This window comes from Microbacterium suaedae (assembly GCF_003254645.1).
GTDB classification, from domain to species: Bacteria; Actinomycetota; Actinomycetes; order Actinomycetales; family Microbacteriaceae; genus Microbacterium; species Microbacterium suaedae.
Genome location: NZ_PNFD01000004.1, coordinates 208,150 through 228,833, shown reverse-complemented (window position 1 = coordinate 228,833; position 20,684 = coordinate 208,150). Strand labels below are relative to the sequence as shown.

Genomic DNA, 20,684 nt, shown 5'->3' with positions numbered 1-20,684 from the left:
GGGAGGGGGCCGTTGTCGTGTGTGCTCGATACCTATCTGTGTATGTGTTGTTTTGGGTGTGAACGTGTTGTATTCTCGTGCGGACCCAAGGAGGGGACGAGATGTATCAGGCAGAGCGGCAGGAGCTCATCGCACGCGCCGTGCGGGACGCGGGGCGCGTGTCTGTTCGTGAACTCGCCGAGCAGTTCGACATCACGACCGAGACCGTGCGCCGCGATCTGCAGGCACTCGAGGAGGGCGGCGCCCTGCGCCGCGTGCACGGCGGAGCGATCGCCGCATCGCGGGCGAGCCTCGTCGAGCGCGCCGTCGACGAACGTCTGACGCAGCGCGGCGACGAGAAAGCACGCATCGCGGCGCGAGCGCTCGCCGCGATCCCCGCCGACTTCGACGGATCCGTGCTGATCGACGCCGGGACGACGACCGGCGCGCTCGTCCAGCCGCTCGCAGAACGCCTCCTCGGGCGGCGCGTCGAGATCGTCACGAACGCGGTCGCCCACGCCATGGCGCTCGCGGGGCGCGACGGCATCGGTCTCACGGTGCTCGGAGGACGCGTGCGCACGGTCACCGGCGCCGCCGTCGGCATCGACACGGTGCGGGCGATCGACGAACGGCGTCCCGACATCGCCTTCATCGGCGCGAACGGTCTGTCGGCCGACTTCGGTCTCAGCACACCCGACGCGGATGAAGCCGCCGTCAAGCGTGCGATGGTGCGCTCGGCCCGTCGCGTCGTCGCACTCATCGATGCGTCGAAGTTCGGCGACGAGTCTCTGCAGCGCTTCGCCGACCTCTCCGACATCGACGTGCTCGTCACCGATGAGGAGCCGGGCCCCGAGCTTGCCGACGCGCTCGCACGTCACGACGTCGAAGTCTGGGCAGGATCCGCCGACGAGGGAGAACGCGCATGATCGTCACGCTCACCGTCAACCCGTCGCTCGACCGCACGGTCGAGCTCGACGCCCCCCTCGTGCCGGGCGAGGTGCAGTCCGCCGCTTCGATGCGCGAGGACGCGGGCGGGAAGGGCATCAACGTCGCGCGCGTGCTCCACGACGCCGGCGACGTCGTGCGCGGCGTCCTGCCGCTCGCCCCCACGGATCCCTACGCGGCGGCCCTCGGATCGGCGCTTCCCGTGCACGCCGTGCCGATCACCGGGCACGCGCGGTGCAATCTCACGATCACCGACCCGGTCGGCGAGACGACCAAGCTCAATCTGCCGGGACCGACGCTCGACGCCGACACGGCGGCGACGCTCGTCGACGCCGTCGTCGCGGTCTGCGAACGCGAGGGCGCAGACTGGCTTGCGCTCTGCGGATCCCTGCCGCCCGGGGCGGGAGACGACCTCTACGTGCAGATCATCCACGCGGTGCGCGCGCGCCTCGCGGATCCGCCCCGCATCGCCGTCGACACGTCGGGGCCGGCGCTTGCCGCCGCCGTCGCCGACGGGCGCCCCGACCTCATCAAGCCGAACGAGCTCGAGCTCGCCGAGCTCGCGGGCGCGCGCCTGCCCGAAGGCGTGGCCATCGAGCGTGCGGTCGCCGACATCGCCGGGAGCCTCGTCCCGGCCAAGATCGGCGCAGCCCTCGTCACGCTCGGCGGCGACGGCGCTGTGCTCGTCGACAGCGACGGGGCCGTGCACGCCACGATCCCGCCGAACGTCCGCGTGCGATCGACCGTCGGCGCGGGGGACAGCTCGCTCGCCGGATACCTGCACGCCGCGCAGGCCGGTGCATCCTCTGCCGAGCGGCTCGCGAGCGCCGTCCGCCACGGATCCGGAACCGCTGCTCTCCCGGGAACCCGGCTCGCCGGCCCCGACGACCTCCCGACGGGCGAGATCGCCCTGACCGAACTTCGATAACGCACCCGCGTCCGAGAAAGGACCCCCGAGATGTCCACCATCACCCCGGCGCTCGTCAGCCTCGACGACGAGATCGGCGCCGACAAGGAACACGTTCTGCGAAGCCTCGCGGCCCGCTTCGTCGCCGAGGGGCGCGCGGGCGATGCCGACGCGCTCTTCGACGCCGCCTGGGCCCGCGAACAGCAGGACGCGACCGGGCTGCCCGGCGGGATCGCGATCCCGCACGCCAAGGCCGCGACCGTCACGGAGGCCTCGCTCGCCTTCGCACGGCTCAGCCCGCCCGTCGACTTCGGATCCTTCGACGGCCCGAGCGACATCGTCTTCATGATCGCCGCGCCCGACACGGCCGCCGAAGAGCACCTTGCGGTGCTGTCGCAGCTCGCCCGGCACCTCATGGACGACGATTTCACCTCGGCGCTGCGCGAGGCGAAGGATGCCGACGCGGTCGTCGCCCTCGTGCGCGAGGCCATCGGCGAGACCTCCTCCGACGACGCCGAGGAGGAGGCTGCCGCTCCGGCCGCTTCGGTCGCCGCCCCCGGCGCGACCAAGATCGTCGCCGTGACGGCCTGCGCGACCGGCATCGCGCACACCTACATGGCGGCTGACGGGCTCACGAAGGCCGCGGAGGAGGCGGGCTTCGAGTTCGCCGTCGAAACGCAGGGATCCAGCGGCTACACGCCCATCGATCCGCAGGTCATCGCCGACGCGGACGCCGTCGTGTTCGCCGTTGACGTCGATGTGCGCGAGCCGGGTCGCTTCGCGGGCAAGCCCGTGATCCGCCGCCCCGTCAAGGCCGGGATCGAGCGCCCCGGCGAGCTGCTGGAGCTCGCCGCGCAGGCGGCGGCCGACCCGGACGCCGAGCGTGTCTCGGGAGACGCATCGGCCTCGTCCGCCCCCGCCGAGAAGGACGAGGGCTGGGGCAAGCGCATCCAGCGGATCCTCATGACAGGTGTCAGCTACATGATCCCGTTCGTCGCGGGCGGCGGTCTGCTGATCGCGCTCGGCTTCCTGCTCGGCGGCTTCGACATCGACCAGTCGGCGAAAGACATCGCCGTGAACAACGCGCTGTGGAACCTTCCCGACGGCGGACTGCGCGAGTATCTCGGCGCCGTGGCCTTCTCGATCGGCGGATTGTCGATGGGCTTCCTCGTCTCGGCGCTCGCGGGGTACATCGCCTACGCGATCGCCGACCGTCCGGGCATCGCGCCCGGCTTCGTCGCGGGCGCCGTCGCCGTGCTCATGAACGCTGGCTTCCTCGGTGGCATCGTCGGCGGGCTCCTGGCGGGGCTCGCGGCCTGGTGGCTCGGCACGCTCAACGTGCCGCGCTGGCTGCGCGGTCTGATGCCCGTCGTCATCATTCCGCTGCTCGGCTCGATCTTCGCGTCCGGTCTGCTGCTGCTCGTGCTCGGCGCGCCCATCGCGGCGCTCATGGAGGCGCTCACGGCCGGCCTGAACGATCTCTCGGCATCCGGCTTCCTGCCGGTCGTCGGCATCATCCTCGGGCTCATGATGTGCTTCGATCTCGGTGGGCCGATCAACAAGGTCGCCTACGCATTCGCGGTCGCATCGCTCGGCAACGCCACGCCCGACAACCCCGTGCCGTACTACCTCATGGCGGCCGTGATGGCCGCCGGCATGGTGCCGCCGCTGGCGATGGCCCTTGCCTCGACGCTGCTCGCGCGTTCGAAGTTCTCGGCCGTCGAGCGCGAGAACGGTGTGGCGGCCTGGCTCCTCGGCCTGTCGTTCATCTCGGAAGGTGCCATCCCGTTCGCCGCGGCCGACCCGCTGCGCGTGATCCCCGCATCGATGCTCGGCGGCGCCGTCACCGGATTCCTGTCGACGCTGCTGCTCGTCGAATCGCAGGCGCCGCACGGCGGGGCCTTCGTGTTCTTCGCGATCAGCCCGCTCTGGGGCTTCCTCGTCGCGCTCGCCGCCGGCACGATCGTCTCGGGCGTCGCGGTCACCCTGTTCAAGTCGATCGGCGCGAAGAAGGCCGAGCCGGTCGCGGCCTGAGCAGGCGTCACCGGCCGGCCCCGCGAGCGAGCACTGAAACTGTGCTCGCTCGCGGGAAGCGGTGATTTTTCGCGGAGGGAGGACCGCCTTACGCCCCCGCGAGGACCGCCTTCGCCGTGGTCGTGCGGCGGGCCTGCACCGCGAGGATCGTCACAGCGAAGGACAGGGCACCCCAGGCGGCGAGGGCCGCGAGCGGGCCTCCCACGGAGGATTCCGTGATCGCTCCGAGGAACGCGGTGATCGCCGGCGAGGTCGGCAGGAACGCGGCGGCCTGTGCGAGGGCGCCCGGCACCGTCGAGACGATGCTCACGGCCACCGCGAGGGCCCCTGCGATCACCGCGATCCAGCGTCCGACGCCGCCGAATGCCGCCGTGAGCGCTTGGTGGATGCACGTGAACACCACACCGACGAGGGCGGCGATCCCGATGAGCGACCACGAGACGGAGGCCGCGTAGTCGCCGATCCACACGACGATCGCGCCGACGAGCACGCCCTGGACGGCGCCGATGAGCGCACCCGGCAGGAGCCCCCGCGCGGCGAGGGTGAACGATGAGCGCCGCGAGGCGAGCGCCTGGGCCGTCACGGGGCGCAGGGCGACGAACGTCGCGAGGGATCCGAACCACAGCACGATCGCGGCGAGCAGCGGGATCGCGGCGGCTCCGAACAGCATCAGCCCGTTGCCGTTCGATGCGACGGGGGCCCGTACCGCCGACGCGACATCGGCGGCCTCGTCGTCCGTGAAGCGCGGCAGCTGGGCGACGGCCTCGTCGAGCCCGTCGCCGAGCTCCGTCGCGCCGCCCTCGAGCTGCCCGATGCCGCTCGCGAGCTCGTCGGCGCCGTCGGAGATCCCGGTCGCGCCGTCGGCGAGCGGCGTCGTGCCGTCGCTTGCTTCGCGGGCGCCGGAGCCGAGCTGCCGGATGCCGTCCGCGAGGGAGATCGTGCCGAGAGAGGTCTGCTGCGCTCCGGCGGCGAGCTGGTCGGCGCCGTCGCCGAGCGCGTTCGCTCCGTCGGCGAGCGAGGATGCGCCGTCGATCAGCGCGGGGGTTCCGTCCGCGAGCTGGGCGATGCCGTCTGACACCTGCCGTGCTCCGGGGGCGAGTTGGGAGGCGCCGTCGGCGAGCTGAGCCGTACCGTCGGCGAGCTGCCGCGCGCCCGGCTGCGCCTGCGAGAGACCGGCTCCGAGCTGATCAGCGCCCTCGGCGAGCTCCAGCGCTCCGGGGGCGAGCTGGGAGGCGCCGTCGGCGAGCTGGGCGGATCCGTCAGCCACCTGCCGCGCGCCGGGCGCGAGCTGGGAAGCGCCGTCTGCGAGCGAGGCGGCCCCGTCCGACGCCTGCTGCGCGCCGGTGTTCACCTGCGTCGCCGCCCCCGCGAGATCCGAGGCCGCGTTCGCCACATCGCGCGCTCCGGGGGCGAGCTGCTCGAGCTGCGCGCAGATCGCGGGGCTCCCGCCGAGCTCCGCGCAGTTCGCCGCGAGCTCCTCGAGGCTCGACGCGATCTGAGCCGATCCGGTGGAGAGGCCGGGCTGCTCGGCAGAGCCGTTGAGGCCCGCGTTGAGGGCCGCCGTGCCTTCGGCGACGGCGGCGACGCCGCCCGCGAGATCGGTCGCACCGGCGTCGAGTCCGTCCACGCCGTCGGCCACCTGTGCAGCGCCGCCCGCGAGGCCCGGCTGTTCGCCGGTCCCGTTCAGGCCTGTGTCGAGTCCGGCGATACCGTCGGCGACCTGTGCCGCACCGTCCGCGAGGCCCGGCTGCTCGCCGCCGTTGACGGCTGAGGTGAACTGATCCATCGCTCCGGCGAGCTCCTCGGCGCCGCCCGCGAGGCCCGGCTGTTGGCCGGTCCCGTTCAGGCCTGTGTCGAGTCCGGCGACGCCGTCGGCCACCTGCTGCGCGCCTGCCGTGAGACCCGGCTGGCCGTTCGTGCCGCTCAAGCCGTCGTCGAACTGCGTGAGCCCGTCGGCGAGAGAGACCGCTCCGCCCGCGAGCCGACTGGCCCCCTGGGAGAGCCCGGACGCGCCGTCGGACAGCGACGACGTGCCGTCCGCGAGCTGCACGGCGCCCGACGCGGCCTCGTCGGCGCCCGCCGCGATCTCGGAGATGCCGGCGCCGAGCTGCGAGATCCCATCGCCGAGCTCGTCAGCGCCGGCGCCGAGCTGCGTGGCACCGTCCTCGGCCTCTCCCGCGCCATCCGCGAGCTGTGTCGCGCCGTCGGCCGCGTCGCCGAGCTGATCGCCCAGGTCCGTGAAACTGAGGAACACGTTCTCGAGCGTCGCCTCCGAGAGGAGCGCGCCGATCGTGTCCGCCGCCGTCGCCGCCACCTGCTCCATGATGGCGCCGTCGACGACGGCGGCGTCGGCCGCCGTCTCGACGTCGATCGTCGCCTGCACGGGAGAGCCGGATCCCTGGATCGCCTCGGCCGGCGACATCGCGGCCTCGCTGAAGTCCTCGGGGATCGTGACGATCGCCTGATACGCGCCGCTCTCGACGCCCTCTTCGGCGTCCTCGGCATTGGAGATGACCCAGGTGATGTTGCTGTCGACATCGTCGGATCCCTCGACGAGCCCTGCGGCGAGCTGACGCCCCAGCGGGGTCAGCTGGCCGTCGATCTCGACGCCCGAGTCGTCGTTGACGATCACGGCCGACATATTGTCGAGGCGCTCGGTCGGGTCATACAGCGCGGCGACGAGGATCCCGCCGATCAGCGCGGGCAGAAGCAGCAGCCCCGCGATCGTGATCCACGTGATGGGGCGCTTCGTGCCGGCTCGTTCGATGTGCGTGCTCATGCGAATACCTCTGCTGTCGTCGCCGCGACGCGCGGCGTGACGTCGAGAACGGAAGGGGAGGGCCAGCCGGCGTCGGCGAGGATCGGCGGCGACGCGTCGGCGGAGGTCGCGACGAGCGTGAGCGGATCCGCGGATCCCACTCGCGACTCGCGGAGCAGGCGCGCGACGTCGGCGCGGGCCGACGGCGCGAGCTGATCGAGCCCGTCGACCGCGAGGATCCGCGTGCCCCCGCTGAGCGCGGCGCGCACGGAGCGCGCCGGATCCTCAGCGCCTGCGAGAAGCGCGACGCCGACGTGCGCGCGCACCCACGCGCCGCGGCCGGGAAGCAGGTGCCCGGCGACGCGCAGGCGGCTCTCGCCGTCCGGATCGATGCGCCCCGCGATCGCGAGCAGGACGGCTCGCCCGGATCGCGGATCCTCTGCCGTGAGCACGGCGGCCTCCCCGGGGGCGACGCGGAGCGAGACGTCCCGCGCGAGCGTCTCGTCGTCGGCTGTGATCGAGAGATCGTCGGCCGCGATCACGGCGTCCGAATCGGGTCCGGGCCAGTCCGCCAACAGGTCTTCGCGCTCGACCGCCTCGCCCTCGATATCGAATCGGGGGAGCCGCTTCTCGAGCCACGCAGGCATCCGCCACGCGACGTCCCCGAGCAGGGCCATGACCGCCGGAACGAGCGTCATGCGGATGAGGAACGCGTCGACCGCGATGCCGACCGCGAGAGCGAGGGCGATCGGTTTGATGTTGCTGTCGCCCTCGGGGACGAACGCCGCGAACACGGCGAACATGATGACGGCCGCGGCCGTGACGACGCGCGCCGACGCCGCGTACCCGGATCGGACGGCGTCGACGGCGACACGGCGCGTCGCGCCGAACTTCCGTGAGGCGTGCACGAAGTCCTCCCGCATGCGCGAGACGAGGAACACCTCGTAGTCCATCGCGAGGCCGAACAGGACACCCATGACGACGATCGGCATGAAGGCGATCACCGGCCCCGTCTTGCTGACGTGCAGCAGCTCGGCGCCCCATCCCCATTCGAACACCATCGTCACGACGCCGAACGCCGCGAGGATCGACAGCAGATATCCGAGCGCCGCCTTGAGCGGCACCCAGATCGACCGGAACACGACCATGAGCAGGAGGAACGACAGCCCCACGACGAAGATGCCGAACGGTATGAGCGCGTCCTGCAGCTGGTCGGAGATGTCGATCGAGACGGCCGTGAAGCCCGTGACGGCGAGATCGATGCCGAACTCGTCGAGCCACACGTCGTGGTGGGCGCGGAGCTCGCGCACGAGGTCGCTCGTCTCGGGATCCGAGGGGCCCGTCTCGGGGATGACCTGCACGATGCCCGTGTCGGCCGTCTCGTTTGGGGTCGCGAGAGCGACCTCTGCGACGCCGTCGACGGTCTCGACCTCGGCTCCGAGATCCTCCATGAGCGTCAGGGGATCGTCGCGCGTGACGATCGTCCCCGTGAGGATCAGGGGGCCGTTGAATCCCTCTCCGAAGTGCTCGCCGGTGAGGTCGTAGGCCTGACGCGCCTCGTTGTCCTCGGGGAGGACACCCGCGTTCGGCAGGGCGAGCTGCAGCTGAGCCGCCGGGATGGCGACGACCCCGAGCCCGAGCACGATCGCGACGGTCGTGACGATCGGGTGGCGAGTGACGAGTCCGACCCACCGGCGCGCGAAGCCGACGCGCTCGCGGCCGGGGCGCGGCGCGCGGGGGTGACCGATGGCCCGCCCCTTGAGGAATCCGAGGAGTGCGGGGGTCAGGGTCACGGCGATCGCGACGGCGATCGCGACGGCCGCGGCGGCCGCGATGCCCATCGTCGTGAGGAACGGGATCCCCGCGAAGCTCAGGCCGATGAGCGCGATGAGCACGGTGACGCCCGCGAATAGTACGGCGGAACCGGCGGTGCCCGTGGCCCGCGCGGCCGAGTCCTCGGGATCCGCCCCGTCGCGCACCTGATCCTGGTGGCGCGCCGCGATGAAGAGGGCGTAGTCGATGCCCACGGCGAGTCCGAGCATGAGCGCGAGCATCGGCGTCGTCGAACTGACCTCGGTGAAAGCCGTGACCGAGACGATCCCGAGCATGGAGACGCCGACGCCGAGCAGCGCGACCGCGAGCGGCAGACCCGCGAGGACGAAGGCGCGGAACGTGACGACGAGTACGAGTAGCGCGATGAGAACGCCGACGGCCTCGACGGGGGAGAGCGCGGGCAGCTCGGTCGAGAACAGCTCGCCGCCGAGACGCGTCGTGGATCCATCCGGCAGTTCGGCGGCGAGCTCGTCCACGCGATCCGCGATCGCATCCTTCGTGTCGTCGCCGATGTTCGTCGACTGCCCCTCGAGCTGCAGCTGGACGATCGCGGCTGCGCCGTCGTCCGACACGAGTCCGTCGACCTCGTCTCCGTACGGCGATGTCGTCGCTGACATTCCGTCGAAGTCTGCGAGATCGGTCACGGCCTGTTCGATCGGATCGCGGTAGGCGGGATCCTCGACGCTGTCGCCGTCGTCTGCGACGACGACGAACTGAGCAGCGGCGCCGGCGACCTGAGGGAAGGTGCGGTTGAGCTGCTCGAGGCCTTCCTGCGACTCCGTCCCGGGAATCGAGAAGGAGTTGTCGAAGCCCTTGTTGAGCCCGGCGGCGGCCGCCCCGGCGATGAGGAGAACGAGGAGCCAGGATCCGAGCACGCGCCAGGGGTGGCGATAGGACCAGCGTCCGAGTGAGGAGAGGAATGTGGACACGCCGGGGGCCTCCGGGTGATGCGATCGGGGTCGATACAGTTCTGTATCCGATACGAAAGTGTATCGTAGGGAAAGTGAACGAAGACCCGGGCGCCGACGCCCAGCCCCCCGTGAAGCCCCGCAGTCGGGCGGCCACCCGATCGCGACTTCTCGACGCCGCAGCCGAGCTGTTCGCCGAGGTCGGCCTGGGAGCGACCTCCGTCGAGGCCGTCTGTGAACGTGCGGGCTTCACCCGCGGCGCCTTCTACTCGAACTTCGCGTCGAAGGACGAGATCTTCCTCGAACTCGTGGCGGCGTACGGCAACGCGCAGATCGCGGCGGTGCGCGAGCGCGTCGAGTCATTCGGGGATCCGGTTCGCCTTGACGACACCTCGGTCGTCGTGTCGATCCTCAGCGCCGTCGGCGGCGACGATCGGTTCGGCGCCCAGCTCTGGACCGAGATGACGACGCACGCGATGCGCGATGAAGAGTTCGCTCACGCCTTCCGTGAGACGAACGACCGGTGCATTGAGGAGGTCTCGCAGATCCTCGCCGAGACGGTCGAGCGCAGCGGCGCGCGGTTGCGGACCACGCCCGTCGAAGCCACACGGATCCTTCTCGCGGTGTGGGTCGACTCGAGCCAGCGCGGCGTTATGGAGGGAGCGTCTGATGACGACTTCACTCGCGCGCGCGCAGATGAGATCGGACGCACAGCGGGCCTGCTTGTGGACGGTCGGTAAATTCGCTGCTGTTCGACCTCATCCCGTCGGAGGCGCAATAGCCTGGCGATATGCCAGCACTTGACACGCCCGTCCGGCTCGGGGTCCAGATCGCGCCCCAGCACTCGTCCTACTCCGAGATCCGCGACGCCGTCTCCCGGCTCGAGGAGATGGGCGTCGACATCCTCTTCAACTGGGATCACTTCTTTCCGCTGTCGGGAGAGCCCGACGGCCTGCACTTCGAATCGTGGACGATGCTCTCGGCCTGGGCCGAGCAGACCGAGCGGGTCGAGTTCGGATGCCTCGTCAACTGCAACTCGTACCGAAACGCCGACCTGCAGGCCGATATGGCCCGCACGGTCGACCACATCTCCGCGAAGGGCGGCGACACCGGCCGCTTCATCTTCGGAACGGGATCCGGGTGGTTCGAACGCGACTACGACGAGTACGGCTACGAGTTCGGCACCTTCGGCACACGCCTGGATGCGCTCGCCGAATCCCTGCCGCGCATCGAGCGGCGATGGGCGCAGCTGAACCCCGCCCCGACGCGGGAGATCCCCGTGATGATCGGCGGCAAAGGCGAACAGAAGACGCTGCGCCTCGTTGCCCGGCACGCTGATATCTGGCACAGCTTCGTCGGGCCCGACGAGATCGCCCACAAGCTCGGCGTCATCGACGCGTGGGCCGAGAAGGAAGGCCGCGATGTGTCGGGCCTCGTCGTCTCGAACGAGCTGAAGGGCCGCGACGTGCAGGAGGCGGATGCGCTCTACGACGCCGGGGCGCGCCTGTTCACCCTCGGCATCTCAGGCCCTGATCTCGACTTCGGCGCGGTCGAGCGCTGGCTCGCCTGGCGCGACGCGAAGAACTGATCAGTGGGTCGCCAACAAACGTCAGTCGCGCCGCCCTCGCACTGACACATTTTGGCGACCCAATCGTGCGGCCTGGGTGGGTCGCCAGAACATGTCAGTGCCGGGCGGCGCTGACTGACGGATTCTGGCGACCCATCAGGTGTCGAGCAGCGCGTGGCAGGCGCGGATCCGGGATTCCCACCATGCGCGTCGCTCGGCGCTCGCCGCGTGGCGCGCCAGCAGCTCCGGATCCGGCGCCACGCGCGTCACCGGGATCTCTCCGTTCGCCGGGACGAGCGGATCAGACGCCACGTCTCCCGTGAACAGGCTCGCGGTGCCGAGGCCGCAGTCATAGTCGAGCGTCGGGAGCGCGGCCGCGAGGCGAGCCCCCTGCCCCAGCCCGACACTCGTGTCGAGCGCCGACGAGACGACGGCGGGCAGCCCGGTCTGCTCGACGATGTCGAGCGCACGACGGACCCCACCGAGCGGCTGCGCCTTGACGATGACGATGTCGGCCGCCCCCGCCCGCGCGACGGCGAGGGGATCCGTCGCCTTCCGCACCGACTCGTCGGCCGCGATCGGGATGTCCCAATCGCGCATCCGTGCCCGCACCTCCGCGAGTTCCTCGAGCGTGGCACACGGCTGCTCGGCGTACTCGAGGTCGAACTCGGCGAGCGCATGCAGCGCCCGCTCGGCCTCGTCGACGTTCCAGCCGGCGTTGGCGTCGACGCGCACGCGCCCCGCGGGGCCGAGGCGCTCGCGCACCGCCGCGACGCGGGCGACATCCTCTTCGAGCGTCTGACCGACCTCGGCGACCTTGACCTTGACGGTGCGGCAGGCCCCGTAGCGGGCGAGGATCTCGGGAACCTGCTCGGCCGCGACGGCGGGCACGGTGGCGTTGACGCCGATCCGGTCGCGATGGGGGAGCGGTTGCGGCTCGAACGCGAAGTCGATCGCGGCGGCCAGCCATGTCGCGGCCTCGGCGGGCCCGTACTCGAGGAAGGGCGAGAACTCGGCCCACCCCTCGGGGCCCTCGAACAGGGCGGCTTCGCGGTGGTCGACGCCGCGGAATCGCACCGACATCGGCAGCGAGACGACGTGGAGGGTTTCGAGGATCTCGGCGACGGGCGGCAGAGGAGCGGACATGCCCCCATCCTGCCGCGTGCGCGTTCGGCGCGGGCGTCGGAGTGCGTGGAGTGTGCCCGCGCGGGCGTCGGAGAATCTGGTGGGATCGGGGCCGGGGCGGGCGTGCAGGTGACGTACGGCGCCTTGGATCCGACGCTCGCGCCGTGGTCGTGGCAGCGCTCCGACGCTCGCGCCCGGTGCCCGCGCGTAGGGTGGGAATCGTGACAGAGCCCCACGTCTCCGACCTCTTCGACGCCGACGAATGGATCCCCGCGCCCGGATCCGATCGCTTCGAGGACATCACGGCGCACGTCTCGACCGACGGCCGCATCGCCCGCATCGCGTTCGACCGACCCGAAGTGCGCAACGCCTTCCGTCCCGGCACGGTCGACGAGCTGTTCCGGGCGCTCGAGGGTGCGCGGACCGATCCGAAGATCGGGTGCGTGCTGCTCACGGGCAACGGCCCGAGCCCGAAGGATGGCGGGTGGGCGTTCTGCTCGGGCGGTGATCAACGCATCCGGGGCCGCGACGGGTACAAGTACTCCGATGACGAGCAGGCGGTGTCGGATCCGGCCCGAGCCGGACGCCTGCACATCCTCGAGGTGCAGCGCCTCATCCGCTTCATGCCGAAGCCGGTCATCGCCGTCGTCCCTGGGTGGGCGGCAGGCGGCGGGCACTCGCTGCACGCCGTGTGTGATCTGACGATCGCGTCGCGCGAGCACGGCAAGTTCAAGCAGACCGACGCCGACGTCGGATCCTTCGACGCCGGCTACGGCTCGGCCTACTACGCGAAGCAGATCGGCCAGAAGCTCGCGCGCGAGGTCTTCTTCCTCGCCGAGGAGTACTCGGCCGACCGTGCCTACGAGATGGGCGCCGTCAACCGGGTCGTGCCGCACGAGGATCTGGAGCGCGAGGCGATCGCGATGGCGCGCACGATCCTCACCAAGTCGCCGACCGCGATCCGCATGCTCAAGTACGCCTTCAACGCGACCGACGACGGCATGGTCGGCCTGCAGCTTTTCGCGGGCGAGACGACCCGGCTCGCCTACGGCACTGACGAGGCGGTCGAGGGCCGCGATGCCTTCCTCGAGAAGCGTGACCCCGACTGGTCGGCCTTCCCCCACCACTTCTGATGCCCATTTCCACAAGTCTTCGCCGAGTCCGCTGCGAATTGCACCGGACTCGGCGAAGACTTGTGGACTTGCGGGTCGGGGACATGCCGTGAGGCTCGAGCGCGTCGCGGGGGAGGATCCGCGGGAGCTGCTGCGGGCGCTGCGCGGGGCCGTGCTCGGGGCGGGGCCGGCGATCGCCCTCGGGGCCGCGCCGGATCTTCCCGCGGAGGTGCCCGCCGGGACCGGCGTCGTGCTCACGACTTCCGGGTCCACGGGGGTGCCGAAGTCCGTCGCCCTCTCGCGGTCGGCGCTCACGGCGTCGGCGATGGCGACGGCGGCGCGGATCGGGGAGGGGCACTGGCTTCTGCCGCTGTCGGGCGGCTATATCGCCGGCGTGCAGGTCATGGTCCGCGCCCTCGTCGCGGGGCGGGATCCGGCGATCCTCGCGGGGAGGTTCTCGGCCGAGACCTTCGCGCATGCCGCATCGGGCATGCGGTCATTCGCGGGTGGCATGCGCGTTCCGGCATACACCTCCCTCGTGCCCGCCCAGCTGCAGACGCTCGTCGACGCGGGGGAGCGGGATCCGCGGATCGCCGACGCCGTCGCGTCGTTCGAGACGATCCTCGTCGGCGGGCAGCGCCTGCCCGACGCCCTGCGAGAGCGGGCGATCGCCCTCGGCGCGCGCGTCGTGCGCACCTACGGATCCACGGAGACGAGCGGCGGGTGCGTGTACGACGGCGTCCCGCTGGGCGGGGTGCGGGTCGAGGCGCCGGAAGGGGAGCTGCGGATCTCCGGCCCGACGCTCGCCGACGGATACCTCGGGGATCCAGAGCGCACCAAGACTGTCTTCGTGACGGATCCCGCCGGTTCCCGCTGGTATCGCACGGGCGACGCCGGATCCGTCGTGGACGGGGTCGTGCGCGTGACGGGGCGGATCGACAACGTCATCGTGTCGGGCGGTGTCAACATCTCGCTCGATCGAGTCGAGCGCGTCGTCCGTGAGGTGCCCGGCTTCGAGGACGTGGTCGTCGTCGGCGCGCCCCACGAGCGCTGGGGACAGACGCCCGTGATCGTCGCGACGGGCCCCGGATCACTTGACGAGGCGCGCGCCGCGGTCGAACGCGAGCTCGGCAAGCCCGCGCGCCCCGACCGCGTCGTGCGGGTAGAGGAGATGCCGCGCCTCGTGAGCGGGAAGCCCGATCGTCGGGCGCTCGCCGAGCTCGTGGGGCGGGCGAGCCGGTGACGGAGTTCACCTACCCGAACGTGGGAGGCACGCGCGGCGATGCGCCGCGCGGATTCCGGACGATCGACCGGCGAGCCCGCATCGGAGCGGGCGACGACGTCTTCCGTCGCGCCGTCGCGGAGACGATGCGGTGGGGTCTCCAGCGGCGATCCGGGATGCGGGTGCACGCCGCCGCGCGGCCGCTGCGGCTCGGCGACAGTGCCGTCCTGCGGATCCCGTTCTGGCCGCGTGACGTTCCGTGCCGCGTCGTCTACGTCGTCGACGAGCCGCATCGCGCGGGCTTCGCCTACGGGACCCTTCCTGGGCACCCCGAGCGCGGCGAGGAGGCGTTCATCGTCGAACGAGACGAAGACGGATCCGTGTGGTTGCGCGTGCGTGCCTTCTCAAGGCCGTCGGGCGCGATCTTCTGGATCGGCTACCCGCTCCTGCGCCTCCTGCAGGAGATCTACACGCGGCGCTACCTCCGCGCGCTGCGCTGACGCGCGCCTCAGCCCCGGGCGTGGAATGCGTCGCGCACCGACTGGGGGATGGCCCCACGCTCGGCGACGTCGTAGCCGTTCTTCCGGGCCCACTTCCGGATCCGCCCGTTCTCGCCGCGCGGGCGCGTGGTCGGCAGATGCGTGACGGTGTACTCGGTCGTCGGACGGCTCTTCGGCGCGGCGACACCTCCCAGGGAGGCGCGCGCCGCCTCGACGAAGGGATCCAACGCCGAGCGAAGCGCCGCGGCGTTCCGCGCGCCGAGGTCGATCTCGTATGACGCCCCGTCTATTCCGAACTCAAGCGTCTCGCCCTCGCCGGCCGGGAGGGTGGAGCCGTCGAGGTCGTCGATGACCAGGTGCACGGTGCGCTTCATGCGGCCAGCCTAGGCGTCCGGGCGCGTGCGTGCCGCACCCGCGTACGATGGATGGTCGTGGCGAAGGCGAAGAAGACACGGAACATCCCCGGCAATCCGGCCAAGCGCGGCACGGTGGCGACGCCGCCGCCGAAGCCCGTGACAGTGCGCGACTGGATCGGCGCGGCGCGGCTGCGCACGCTGCCGCTCGCGATCACTCCCGTCATCATCGGAACGGGTGCTGCGATCCTCGCTGATGGCGACCGCGAGTTCCACTGGGTCATCGCCCTGTTCTGCCTCGTCGTCGCGGTGACTCTGCAGATCGGCGTGAACTTCGCCAACGACTATTCCGACGGGATCCGCGGCACCGACGACTTCCGCGTCGGTCCCGCCCGGCTCACCGCCTCAGGACGGATCCCTGCGAAACGCGTGCTGTATGTCGCGCTGGCGTTCTTCGCGGTCGCGGCCCTCGCGGGCCTCGCGATCGTCATCCGCACGCAGCAGTGGTGGATGCTCGCGGTCGGCGCCGCCTGCATCGTCGCCGCCTGGTTCTACACCGGGGGGAAGCGGCCGTACGGCTATCACGCTCTCGGTGAGGTGTTCGTCTTCGTGTTCTTCGGGCTCGTCGCGACGCTCGGCACGACGTGGGTGCAGGCTCTCTTCCTGCCGCAGGAGGCGTGGATCGGCGCCGTCGCGGCGGGTCTGCTCGCCGTTGCCGTGCTGCTCGCCAACAATCTGCGCGACATCGACCAGGACCGCGAGGCAGGCAAGCGCACGCTGTCGGTCGTGATCGGCGCGCTCGGCACGAAGATCCTCTACACGGTGCTCGTTGCCCTCGCGTTCGGTATCGCGGGCTGGCTCGCCCTGTTCTACCCGATCGCGTGGCTCGCGTTCTTCGCGCTCCTCGCGGCCGGCCCCGCGATCGTCATCGTGTGGGCCCACCGCACCCCGCGTGAGCTGATCACCGCTTTGGCGCTGACCTCGATCAGCTCGCCGATCTACGGGTTCTTCCTCGCCTGGGCGTTCGTGGGGTAGCTGCCCGCACTACTCGTTCTTCTGGGCGGCCTCGTTCGCGGCGTCCTCGATCGCGGCGTCGACGTCGCGGGCCGTGCGCGGCTGATCCTTCGCGTGCTGGCGCTCGTAGATGCCCGACGAGACCTCGCCGAGCGGCTTCCGCAGGAAGACGATCGACAGGCTGAGGCCGATGAGCGCTGCGAAGATCACCGCCAGCCACCACAGTTCCTGGAATGCCGGGAACAGCATCATGACGCCGAGCGGGACGAGAAAGAACGCGAGGCGGAGCAGCGAGTAGACGACGAGGGAGCGGATCTTCACGGTGCCATCGTAGGATCCGCGCCTGAGCGCCTCACGCGACGGCCGACAGGAAGTCCTTCGTGCGCTGCTCCTGAGGATTGTCGAAGATCTCCGCGGGCGGACCCTCCTCGACGATGCGTCCCTTGTCGAACATGAGCACGCGGTTCGACACATCGCGCGCGAACTGCATCTCGTGCGTGACGATCAGCATCGTGACGTCGGTGTTCTCGGCGATGTCGCGCAGGATCCCGAGCACCTCGCCGACGACCTCGGGGTCGAGGGCGCTCGTCACCTCGTCGAGCAGCATGATCTCGGGATCCATCGCGAGGCACCGTGCGATCGCGACGCGCTGCTGCTGTCCGCCCGAGAGCGACGTCGGGTGCGCGTCGGCCTTGTCGGGCAGGCCGACCTGTTCGAGCAGCTCGTGCGCCCGCTTGATGGCGTCGGGTTTCGACCGTCCGAGCACGTGCACGGGCGCCTCGATGATGTTCTCGAGCACGGTCATGTTCGGGAACAGGTTGAACTGCTGGAACACCATGCCGATGCGCTTGCGCATCTCGGCGCGGCGCTTGTCCTTGATCGCGACGCGCTTGCCGTCCTTCTCGACGTGCGTCAGCGGATTGCCGTCGATGAGGATGTAGCCGTCGGTCGAGTCCTCGAGCGTCATCACGAGGCGCAGGATCGTCGTCTTGCCGGATCCGCTGGGGCCGATGAGAGTCACGCGGTCGCCCTTGCGCACGGTGAAGTTGAGCCCGTCGAGCACCGTGTTGTCGCCGTAGCGCTTCACGACGTGCTCGAATCGGATCGCGGGGACCTCGCCCGCCGCGAGCTCGACCGCACCGGTGTGGGTGTGGGGTTCAGTAGACAAGGCGCTTCTCCAATCGCCCGATGAGAAGAGAGGTGGGGTAGCTCGCGATGAGGAAGAGCACGCCCGCGACGATGAACACCTCGGTGAAGCGGAATGTGCCGGCACCGTATTCGCGGGCGGCGCCGACCATGTCCATCACGGCGATGGCCACGAGGAACGGCGTCTCCTTGAACATCGAGATGACGTAGTTGCCGAGCGCGGGAACGGTTGCGCGCACGGCCTGGGGGATGATGACCGCGACCCAGGTGCGTGAGGGCGACATGCTGAGCGCGGTCGTCGCCTCCCACTGGCCCTTGGGGACCGATTCGATGCCCGCGCGGTACACCTCGGCCATGAACGTCGCGTAGTGCACGCCGAACACGAGGATCCCGACGACGATGCCGGGCATGGTCGGGATGGCGTAGTAGACGAACAGGAGCTGCACGACGAGGGGCGTCATGCGGATGAAGTTCATGACGAACGTCACGATGCCCGAGATCGGCTGCGGCGCGGTGCGCCTGACGAGCGCGATGACGAGGCCGAGCACGGCCGCGATCGCGCTGCCGACGATCGTGACGAAGAGCGTCACCTTGACGAAGGCGAGCAGCATGTCGGGGAGCGCGGCCCAGACGTGCTCCCAGTTCCAGAGAGACTCGTCGATCATGCTGTCGCAGCCCCCTTCAGATCCGGAACGGCCTTCGTCTTCTTTCGTCCGCGGCCGAGCTTCGCGGTGGCCCGCCGCTCGAGGAGGCCCATGAAGCTCGAGAGCGCGTAGGCGAGAAGGAAGTAGATGATGAGGGCGATCGTGTAGGCAAAGAACACGTCGGTCTCAATGCGCAGCTTGTTGAAGACGTTCGTGAGGTCGACGATCGTGATCGTGTAGACGACGGCCGTGCCCTTCAGCAGCTGGATCAGCAGATTGTTGAGCGAGGGGATCATGAGAGCCCACGCCTGGGGGAAGATGATCCGCCGCATGCGCTGCGCGCGCGACATGCTGAGCGCCGTCGTCGCCTCCCACTGTCCCTTCGGGACGGAGTTGATGGATCCTCGCACCACCTCGGCGGCATACGCGCCGTAGTTGAGCCCGAGCCCGACCAGGCCGACGAGGATCGGCGGGAGGTCGAGATTGAACGGCGGCAGCGGCAGCACGAAGAAGAAGAAGAACAGCTGCACGACAAGCGAGGTGCCGCGGAACAGCTCGATCACCACGCGGGCGAAGCCGCGCAGGAGGATGTTGTCGACCCGAGCGAGCAGCCCGAGCACGACGGCGATGATCAGCGCCAGGAGGGCGCCGCCGACGGTCAGCTCGACGGTGATGAGAAGTCCGTCGAGAATCCGCGGCAGCGCCCGTCCGAGCGCCTCGAGGTTGTCAGTCACGACCTCAGATGTTCCTTCTTATTCGAGGTCGCCCGCGCAGAGCTGTTCGGTCGTGAGGTCGGCCGGCGGCAGGTTCTCGGCCGAGAAACCGAAGGGCTCGACGAGGTCGAGATAGGCCTGCTCGTCGCCCGTGATCTTCGCGAGCTCTTCGTTGTAGGCCTCCAGCAGCTCGGTGTCGTCGGGGCGGAACACTGTGGCGCCCGCGCCGATCTGCTCGACGCCGTCGATCTCCTGGATGAACGCGCCCGTCGTCTCGAGGTCGTCCATGTCCTCGGTCATCCACGCGAGCGACACCGCGGTCAGGGCGAACGCGTCGGCGCGCCCTGCCTGCACGGTCTCGAGGCCCGAAGCGGCGCTGTCCACCTGGACGATGCTGTCGTAGCCGCCGAGCTGCTCGACGTAGCCGTCTTCGATGGCGCCCGACTGGAGGGCGAGGGTCACGTCGCCGCCCGATTCGAGAACCGAGTCGAGGTCGGTGAGACCCTCCGGGTTGCCGGCGGGCACCGCGAGCGTCGTCGTGTACATGATCTCGGGAGCGCTGAACGCTGCCTGCTCGCAGCGCTCGGGGAGGATCGACATGCCCGCGCTGACAGCATCCCAGCGGCCCGCGTTGAGGCCGGGGATCAGGTTGTCCCAGGCGACCTCTTCGACCTCGATGTTGTCGATGCCGAGATTGCCGAAGATCTCCTTGTGGATGGCGATCGTGCCGCCCTGGGGTTCGCCGGATTCGTCGACCCAGGAATACGGCTGCTCGCCGTTGATCGCGAGGGTGATCGTGCCCTCTTCCTGCAGCCGCTCCAGCGTGCTGAGGGCTTCGTCTCCGCCGTCGCCCCCGTCGCTGCCGCCGGTCGTCTCTCCGGAGCTGCAGGCCGCGAGGCCGAGAGCGAGGACGCCGAGGCCCGCGATCCCGGTGGTCGTGATGGTGCGTCGGATCATCGTGCTGTTTCCTCTCCGTGGGAAGCCGGTGCGTGCGTGGAGCTCGCATCGACGCAGAACGGGGCAACTGTGACACACAGTCGACGTCAAATCAATCCGATTGTAGGAATGTCGACAATGAGACAGAATCGTGACAGTGAGAGAATCGAGCCGTGAGGGAACTTCTGGGCGAGAGGAGGCGTGACGTGCCGAAATCCGTCCCCCGATTCGACGCGACGCGATCCGTCGTGCCCGTTGCGCGTATGTCCACCGTCGACCTGATCGTCATCGAGCTGCGCAAAGCGATCCTGGCTGGCGATCTGCCCGTCGGCGGCCCGATCGGCGAGGTCGAGATCGCGGCCCAGCTCGGCGTGAGCCGGGGGCCCCTCCGTGAGGCGGCGCAGCGGCTCGTGCAGGAGGGGCTGCTCGTCTCGATCCCCGGTCGCGGTCTGCGCGTGAGGACGATCCGCTCCGAGGAGGTCGACGATCTCTACGAGGCGCGCCTCGCGGTCGAGGCCCACGCGGCGCGGCGCCTGGCCCAGCGCCCCCAGGCGCGCGAGATCGCTGAGCTCGAAGCCTGTCTCGCCCGGCTCGTGACCGTCAGCTCGGGGGACGAGGCGGTGCCGATCGGTGACGCCGACATCGCCTTCCATCGGCAGCTCGTCGATCTCGTCGGCAGCGAGCGTCTCTCCGCCCGCATCTCGACTCTCCTCGCCGAGACGCGCATCGCCAGCCTCAGCGCCGAGGACGGTTACCACGTGCGGCGGTCGGTGTCGCCCACCTACCGCCAGATCATCGACGCGATCGGGCGTGGTGATGGTGAGGGGGCCGCCGATGCGCTCTCGCGACAGTTCGAGGCGGCGATCGCACGACTGACGGGCGAGGACGATGCAGTCGAGACGGTCGAGTCGCCCGTGGGGGAGGAGACGGCCTCGTTCTCGCGCATTGAGGCTGTCGATCCGTCCTGACGGCGCGGATCTTCAGTGCG

General features: G+C 70.2%; 19 protein-coding genes. 10 read left to right on the top strand and 9 right to left on the bottom strand.

The features are described from left to right. The first annotated feature begins 101 nt into the window (after nucleotides 1-101). The 3 genes from C0012_RS13345 to C0012_RS13335 are packed head-to-tail and all read left to right on the top strand — an operon-like array spanning nucleotide 102 to nucleotide 3,865. On the top strand, nucleotides 102-905 hold the full coding sequence (locus C0012_RS13345; protein ID WP_111467097.1) for a DeoR/GlpR family DNA-binding transcription regulator: 804 nt from the start codon (nucleotides 102-104) through the stop codon (nucleotides 903-905). Continuing rightward, nucleotides 902-1,852, top strand: a complete 951-nt coding sequence (locus tag C0012_RS13340; RefSeq protein WP_111467096.1) for a 1-phosphofructokinase family hexose kinase — start codon at nucleotides 902-904, stop codon at nucleotides 1,850-1,852. Before C0012_RS13345 ends, C0012_RS13340 begins: the two co-directional genes overlap by 4 nt. Nucleotides 1,853-1,882: 30 nt before the next feature. Then, entirely contained in the window at nucleotides 1,883-3,865 is a 1,983-nt protein-coding gene (locus tag C0012_RS13335; RefSeq protein WP_111467095.1) for a PTS fructose transporter subunit IIABC, read from the top strand. A gap of 88 nt (nucleotides 3,866-3,953) precedes the next feature. Here C0012_RS13335 and C0012_RS13330 read toward each other — a convergent pair whose 3' ends face one another. Both C0012_RS13330 and C0012_RS13325 read right to left on the bottom strand, forming a co-directional pair. Further along, nucleotides 3,954-6,644: a YhgE/Pip family protein gene (locus tag C0012_RS13330; protein WP_111467094.1), complete on the bottom strand. Its 2,691-nt coding sequence runs from the start codon at nucleotides 6,642-6,644 to the stop codon at nucleotides 3,954-3,956. After that, nucleotides 6,641-9,385 carry an MMPL family transporter gene (locus tag C0012_RS13325; RefSeq protein ID WP_111467093.1) on the bottom strand — a complete coding sequence of 915 codons (2,745 nt, stop codon included), beginning with the start codon at nucleotides 9,383-9,385 and terminating at the stop codon, nucleotides 6,641-6,643. The genes C0012_RS13330 and C0012_RS13325 overlap by 4 nt, the downstream gene beginning before the upstream one ends. Before the next feature lie 74 nt (nucleotides 9,386-9,459). Here C0012_RS13325 and C0012_RS13320 point away from each other — a divergent pair, with 74 nt between their 5' ends. Together C0012_RS13320 and C0012_RS13315 are read left to right on the top strand one after the other, a co-directional pair. Continuing rightward, entirely contained in the window at nucleotides 9,460-10,104 is a 645-nt protein-coding gene (locus C0012_RS13320) for a TetR/AcrR family transcriptional regulator (RefSeq protein WP_198411146.1), read from the top strand. 50 nt (nucleotides 10,105-10,154) lie between these two features. Then, nucleotides 10,155-10,952: an LLM class F420-dependent oxidoreductase gene (locus tag C0012_RS13315; RefSeq protein WP_111467091.1), complete on the top strand. Its 798-nt coding sequence runs from the start codon at nucleotides 10,155-10,157 to the stop codon at nucleotides 10,950-10,952. Nucleotides 10,953-11,087: 135 nt separating this feature from the next. On the opposite strand, the gene C0012_RS13310 is transcribed toward C0012_RS13315, so the two are convergent. Further along, entirely contained in the window at nucleotides 11,088-12,077 is a 990-nt protein-coding gene (locus C0012_RS13310) for an o-succinylbenzoate synthase (protein WP_111467090.1), read from the bottom strand. 200 nt (nucleotides 12,078-12,277) lie between these two features. Between C0012_RS13310 and C0012_RS13305 the strand changes: the two genes are divergently transcribed. From C0012_RS13305 to C0012_RS13295, 3 genes are all read left to right on the top strand, one after another. Next, nucleotides 12,278-13,189 carry a 1,4-dihydroxy-2-naphthoyl-CoA synthase gene (locus C0012_RS13305; protein WP_111467211.1) on the top strand — a complete coding sequence of 304 codons (912 nt, stop codon included), beginning with the start codon at nucleotides 12,278-12,280 and terminating at the stop codon, nucleotides 13,187-13,189. Between the two features lie 88 nt (nucleotides 13,190-13,277). Continuing rightward, nucleotides 13,278-14,411: an AMP-binding protein gene (locus C0012_RS13300; protein ID WP_111467089.1), complete on the top strand. Its 1,134-nt coding sequence runs from the start codon at nucleotides 13,278-13,280 to the stop codon at nucleotides 14,409-14,411. Beyond that, complete coding sequence (locus tag C0012_RS13295) at nucleotides 14,408-14,890, top strand: DUF1990 family protein (protein WP_111467088.1); 483 nt, start codon at nucleotides 14,408-14,410, stop codon at nucleotides 14,888-14,890. The genes C0012_RS13300 and C0012_RS13295 overlap by 4 nt, the downstream gene beginning before the upstream one ends. Before the next feature lie 8 nt (nucleotides 14,891-14,898). Here C0012_RS13295 and C0012_RS13290 read toward each other — a convergent pair whose 3' ends face one another. Then, on the bottom strand, nucleotides 14,899-15,264 hold the full coding sequence (locus C0012_RS13290; protein ID WP_111467087.1) for a histone-like nucleoid-structuring protein Lsr2: 366 nt from the start codon (nucleotides 15,262-15,264) through the stop codon (nucleotides 14,899-14,901). Nucleotides 15,265-15,315: 51 nt separating this feature from the next. On the opposite strand from C0012_RS13290, the gene C0012_RS13285 reads away from it, so the two are divergent. After that, complete coding sequence (locus C0012_RS13285; RefSeq protein ID WP_111467086.1) at nucleotides 15,316-16,278, top strand: 1,4-dihydroxy-2-naphthoate polyprenyltransferase; 963 nt, start codon at nucleotides 15,316-15,318, stop codon at nucleotides 16,276-16,278. A 9-nt stretch (nucleotides 16,279-16,287) separates the two neighbouring features. On the opposite strand, the gene C0012_RS13280 is transcribed toward C0012_RS13285, so the two are convergent. The 5 genes from C0012_RS13280 to C0012_RS13260 are packed head-to-tail and all read right to left on the bottom strand — an operon-like array spanning nucleotide 16,288 to nucleotide 19,717. Then, nucleotides 16,288-16,578 carry a DUF4229 domain-containing protein gene (locus tag C0012_RS13280; protein ID WP_111467085.1) on the bottom strand — a complete coding sequence of 97 codons (291 nt, stop codon included), beginning with the start codon at nucleotides 16,576-16,578 and terminating at the stop codon, nucleotides 16,288-16,290. Between the two features lie 31 nt (nucleotides 16,579-16,609). Further along, complete coding sequence (gene ehuA, locus C0012_RS13275) at nucleotides 16,610-17,425, bottom strand: ectoine/hydroxyectoine ABC transporter ATP-binding protein EhuA (protein WP_111467084.1); 816 nt, start codon at nucleotides 17,423-17,425, stop codon at nucleotides 16,610-16,612. Further along, nucleotides 17,415-18,068, bottom strand: coding sequence for an ectoine/hydroxyectoine ABC transporter permease subunit EhuD (gene ehuD / locus C0012_RS13270; protein WP_111467083.1), 654 nt, complete (start codon nucleotides 18,066-18,068; stop codon nucleotides 17,415-17,417). The genes ehuA and ehuD overlap by 11 nt, the downstream gene beginning before the upstream one ends. Further along, nucleotides 18,065-18,781, bottom strand: coding sequence for an ectoine/hydroxyectoine ABC transporter permease subunit EhuC (gene ehuC, locus C0012_RS13265; protein ID WP_111467082.1), 717 nt, complete (start codon nucleotides 18,779-18,781; stop codon nucleotides 18,065-18,067). Before ehuC ends, ehuD begins: the two co-directional genes overlap by 4 nt. Before the next feature lie 18 nt (nucleotides 18,782-18,799). After that, nucleotides 18,800-19,717, bottom strand: a complete 918-nt coding sequence (locus C0012_RS13260; RefSeq protein ID WP_111467081.1) for a transporter substrate-binding domain-containing protein — start codon at nucleotides 19,715-19,717, stop codon at nucleotides 18,800-18,802. 185 nt (nucleotides 19,718-19,902) lie between these two features. On the opposite strand from C0012_RS13260, the gene C0012_RS13255 reads away from it, so the two are divergent. After that, nucleotides 19,903-20,664: a GntR family transcriptional regulator gene (locus C0012_RS13255; protein ID WP_111467080.1), complete on the top strand. Its 762-nt coding sequence runs from the start codon at nucleotides 19,903-19,905 to the stop codon at nucleotides 20,662-20,664. The last annotated feature ends 20 nt before the right edge of the window (nucleotides 20,665-20,684 follow it).

Coding starts and splice junctions, on each gene's coding strand:
- C0012_RS13345 (WP_111467097.1), top strand. CDS start 102: ATGTATCAGGCAGAGCGGCAGGAGCTCATCGCACGCGCCGTGCGGGAC.
- C0012_RS13340 (WP_111467096.1), top strand. CDS start 902: ATGATCGTCACGCTCACCGTCAACCCGTCGCTCGACCGCACGGTCGAG.
- C0012_RS13335 (WP_111467095.1), top strand. CDS start 1,883: ATGTCCACCATCACCCCGGCGCTCGTCAGCCTCGACGACGAGATCGGC.
- C0012_RS13330 (WP_111467094.1), bottom strand. CDS start 6,644: ATGAGCACGCACATCGAACGAGCCGGCACGAAGCGCCCCATCACGTGG.
- C0012_RS13315 (WP_111467091.1), top strand. CDS start 10,155: ATGCCAGCACTTGACACGCCCGTCCGGCTCGGGGTCCAGATCGCGCCC.
- C0012_RS13310 (WP_111467090.1), bottom strand. CDS start 12,077: ATGTCCGCTCCTCTGCCGCCCGTCGCCGAGATCCTCGAAACCCTCCAC.
- C0012_RS13290 (WP_111467087.1), bottom strand. CDS start 15,264: ATGAAGCGCACCGTGCACCTGGTCATCGACGACCTCGACGGCTCCACC.
- C0012_RS13285 (WP_111467086.1), top strand. CDS start 15,316: ATGGTCGTGGCGAAGGCGAAGAAGACACGGAACATCCCCGGCAATCCG.
- ehuD (WP_111467083.1), bottom strand. CDS start 18,068: ATGATCGACGAGTCTCTCTGGAACTGGGAGCACGTCTGGGCCGCGCTC.
- C0012_RS13260 (WP_111467081.1), bottom strand. CDS start 19,717: ATGATCCGACGCACCATCACGACCACCGGGATCGCGGGCCTCGGCGTC.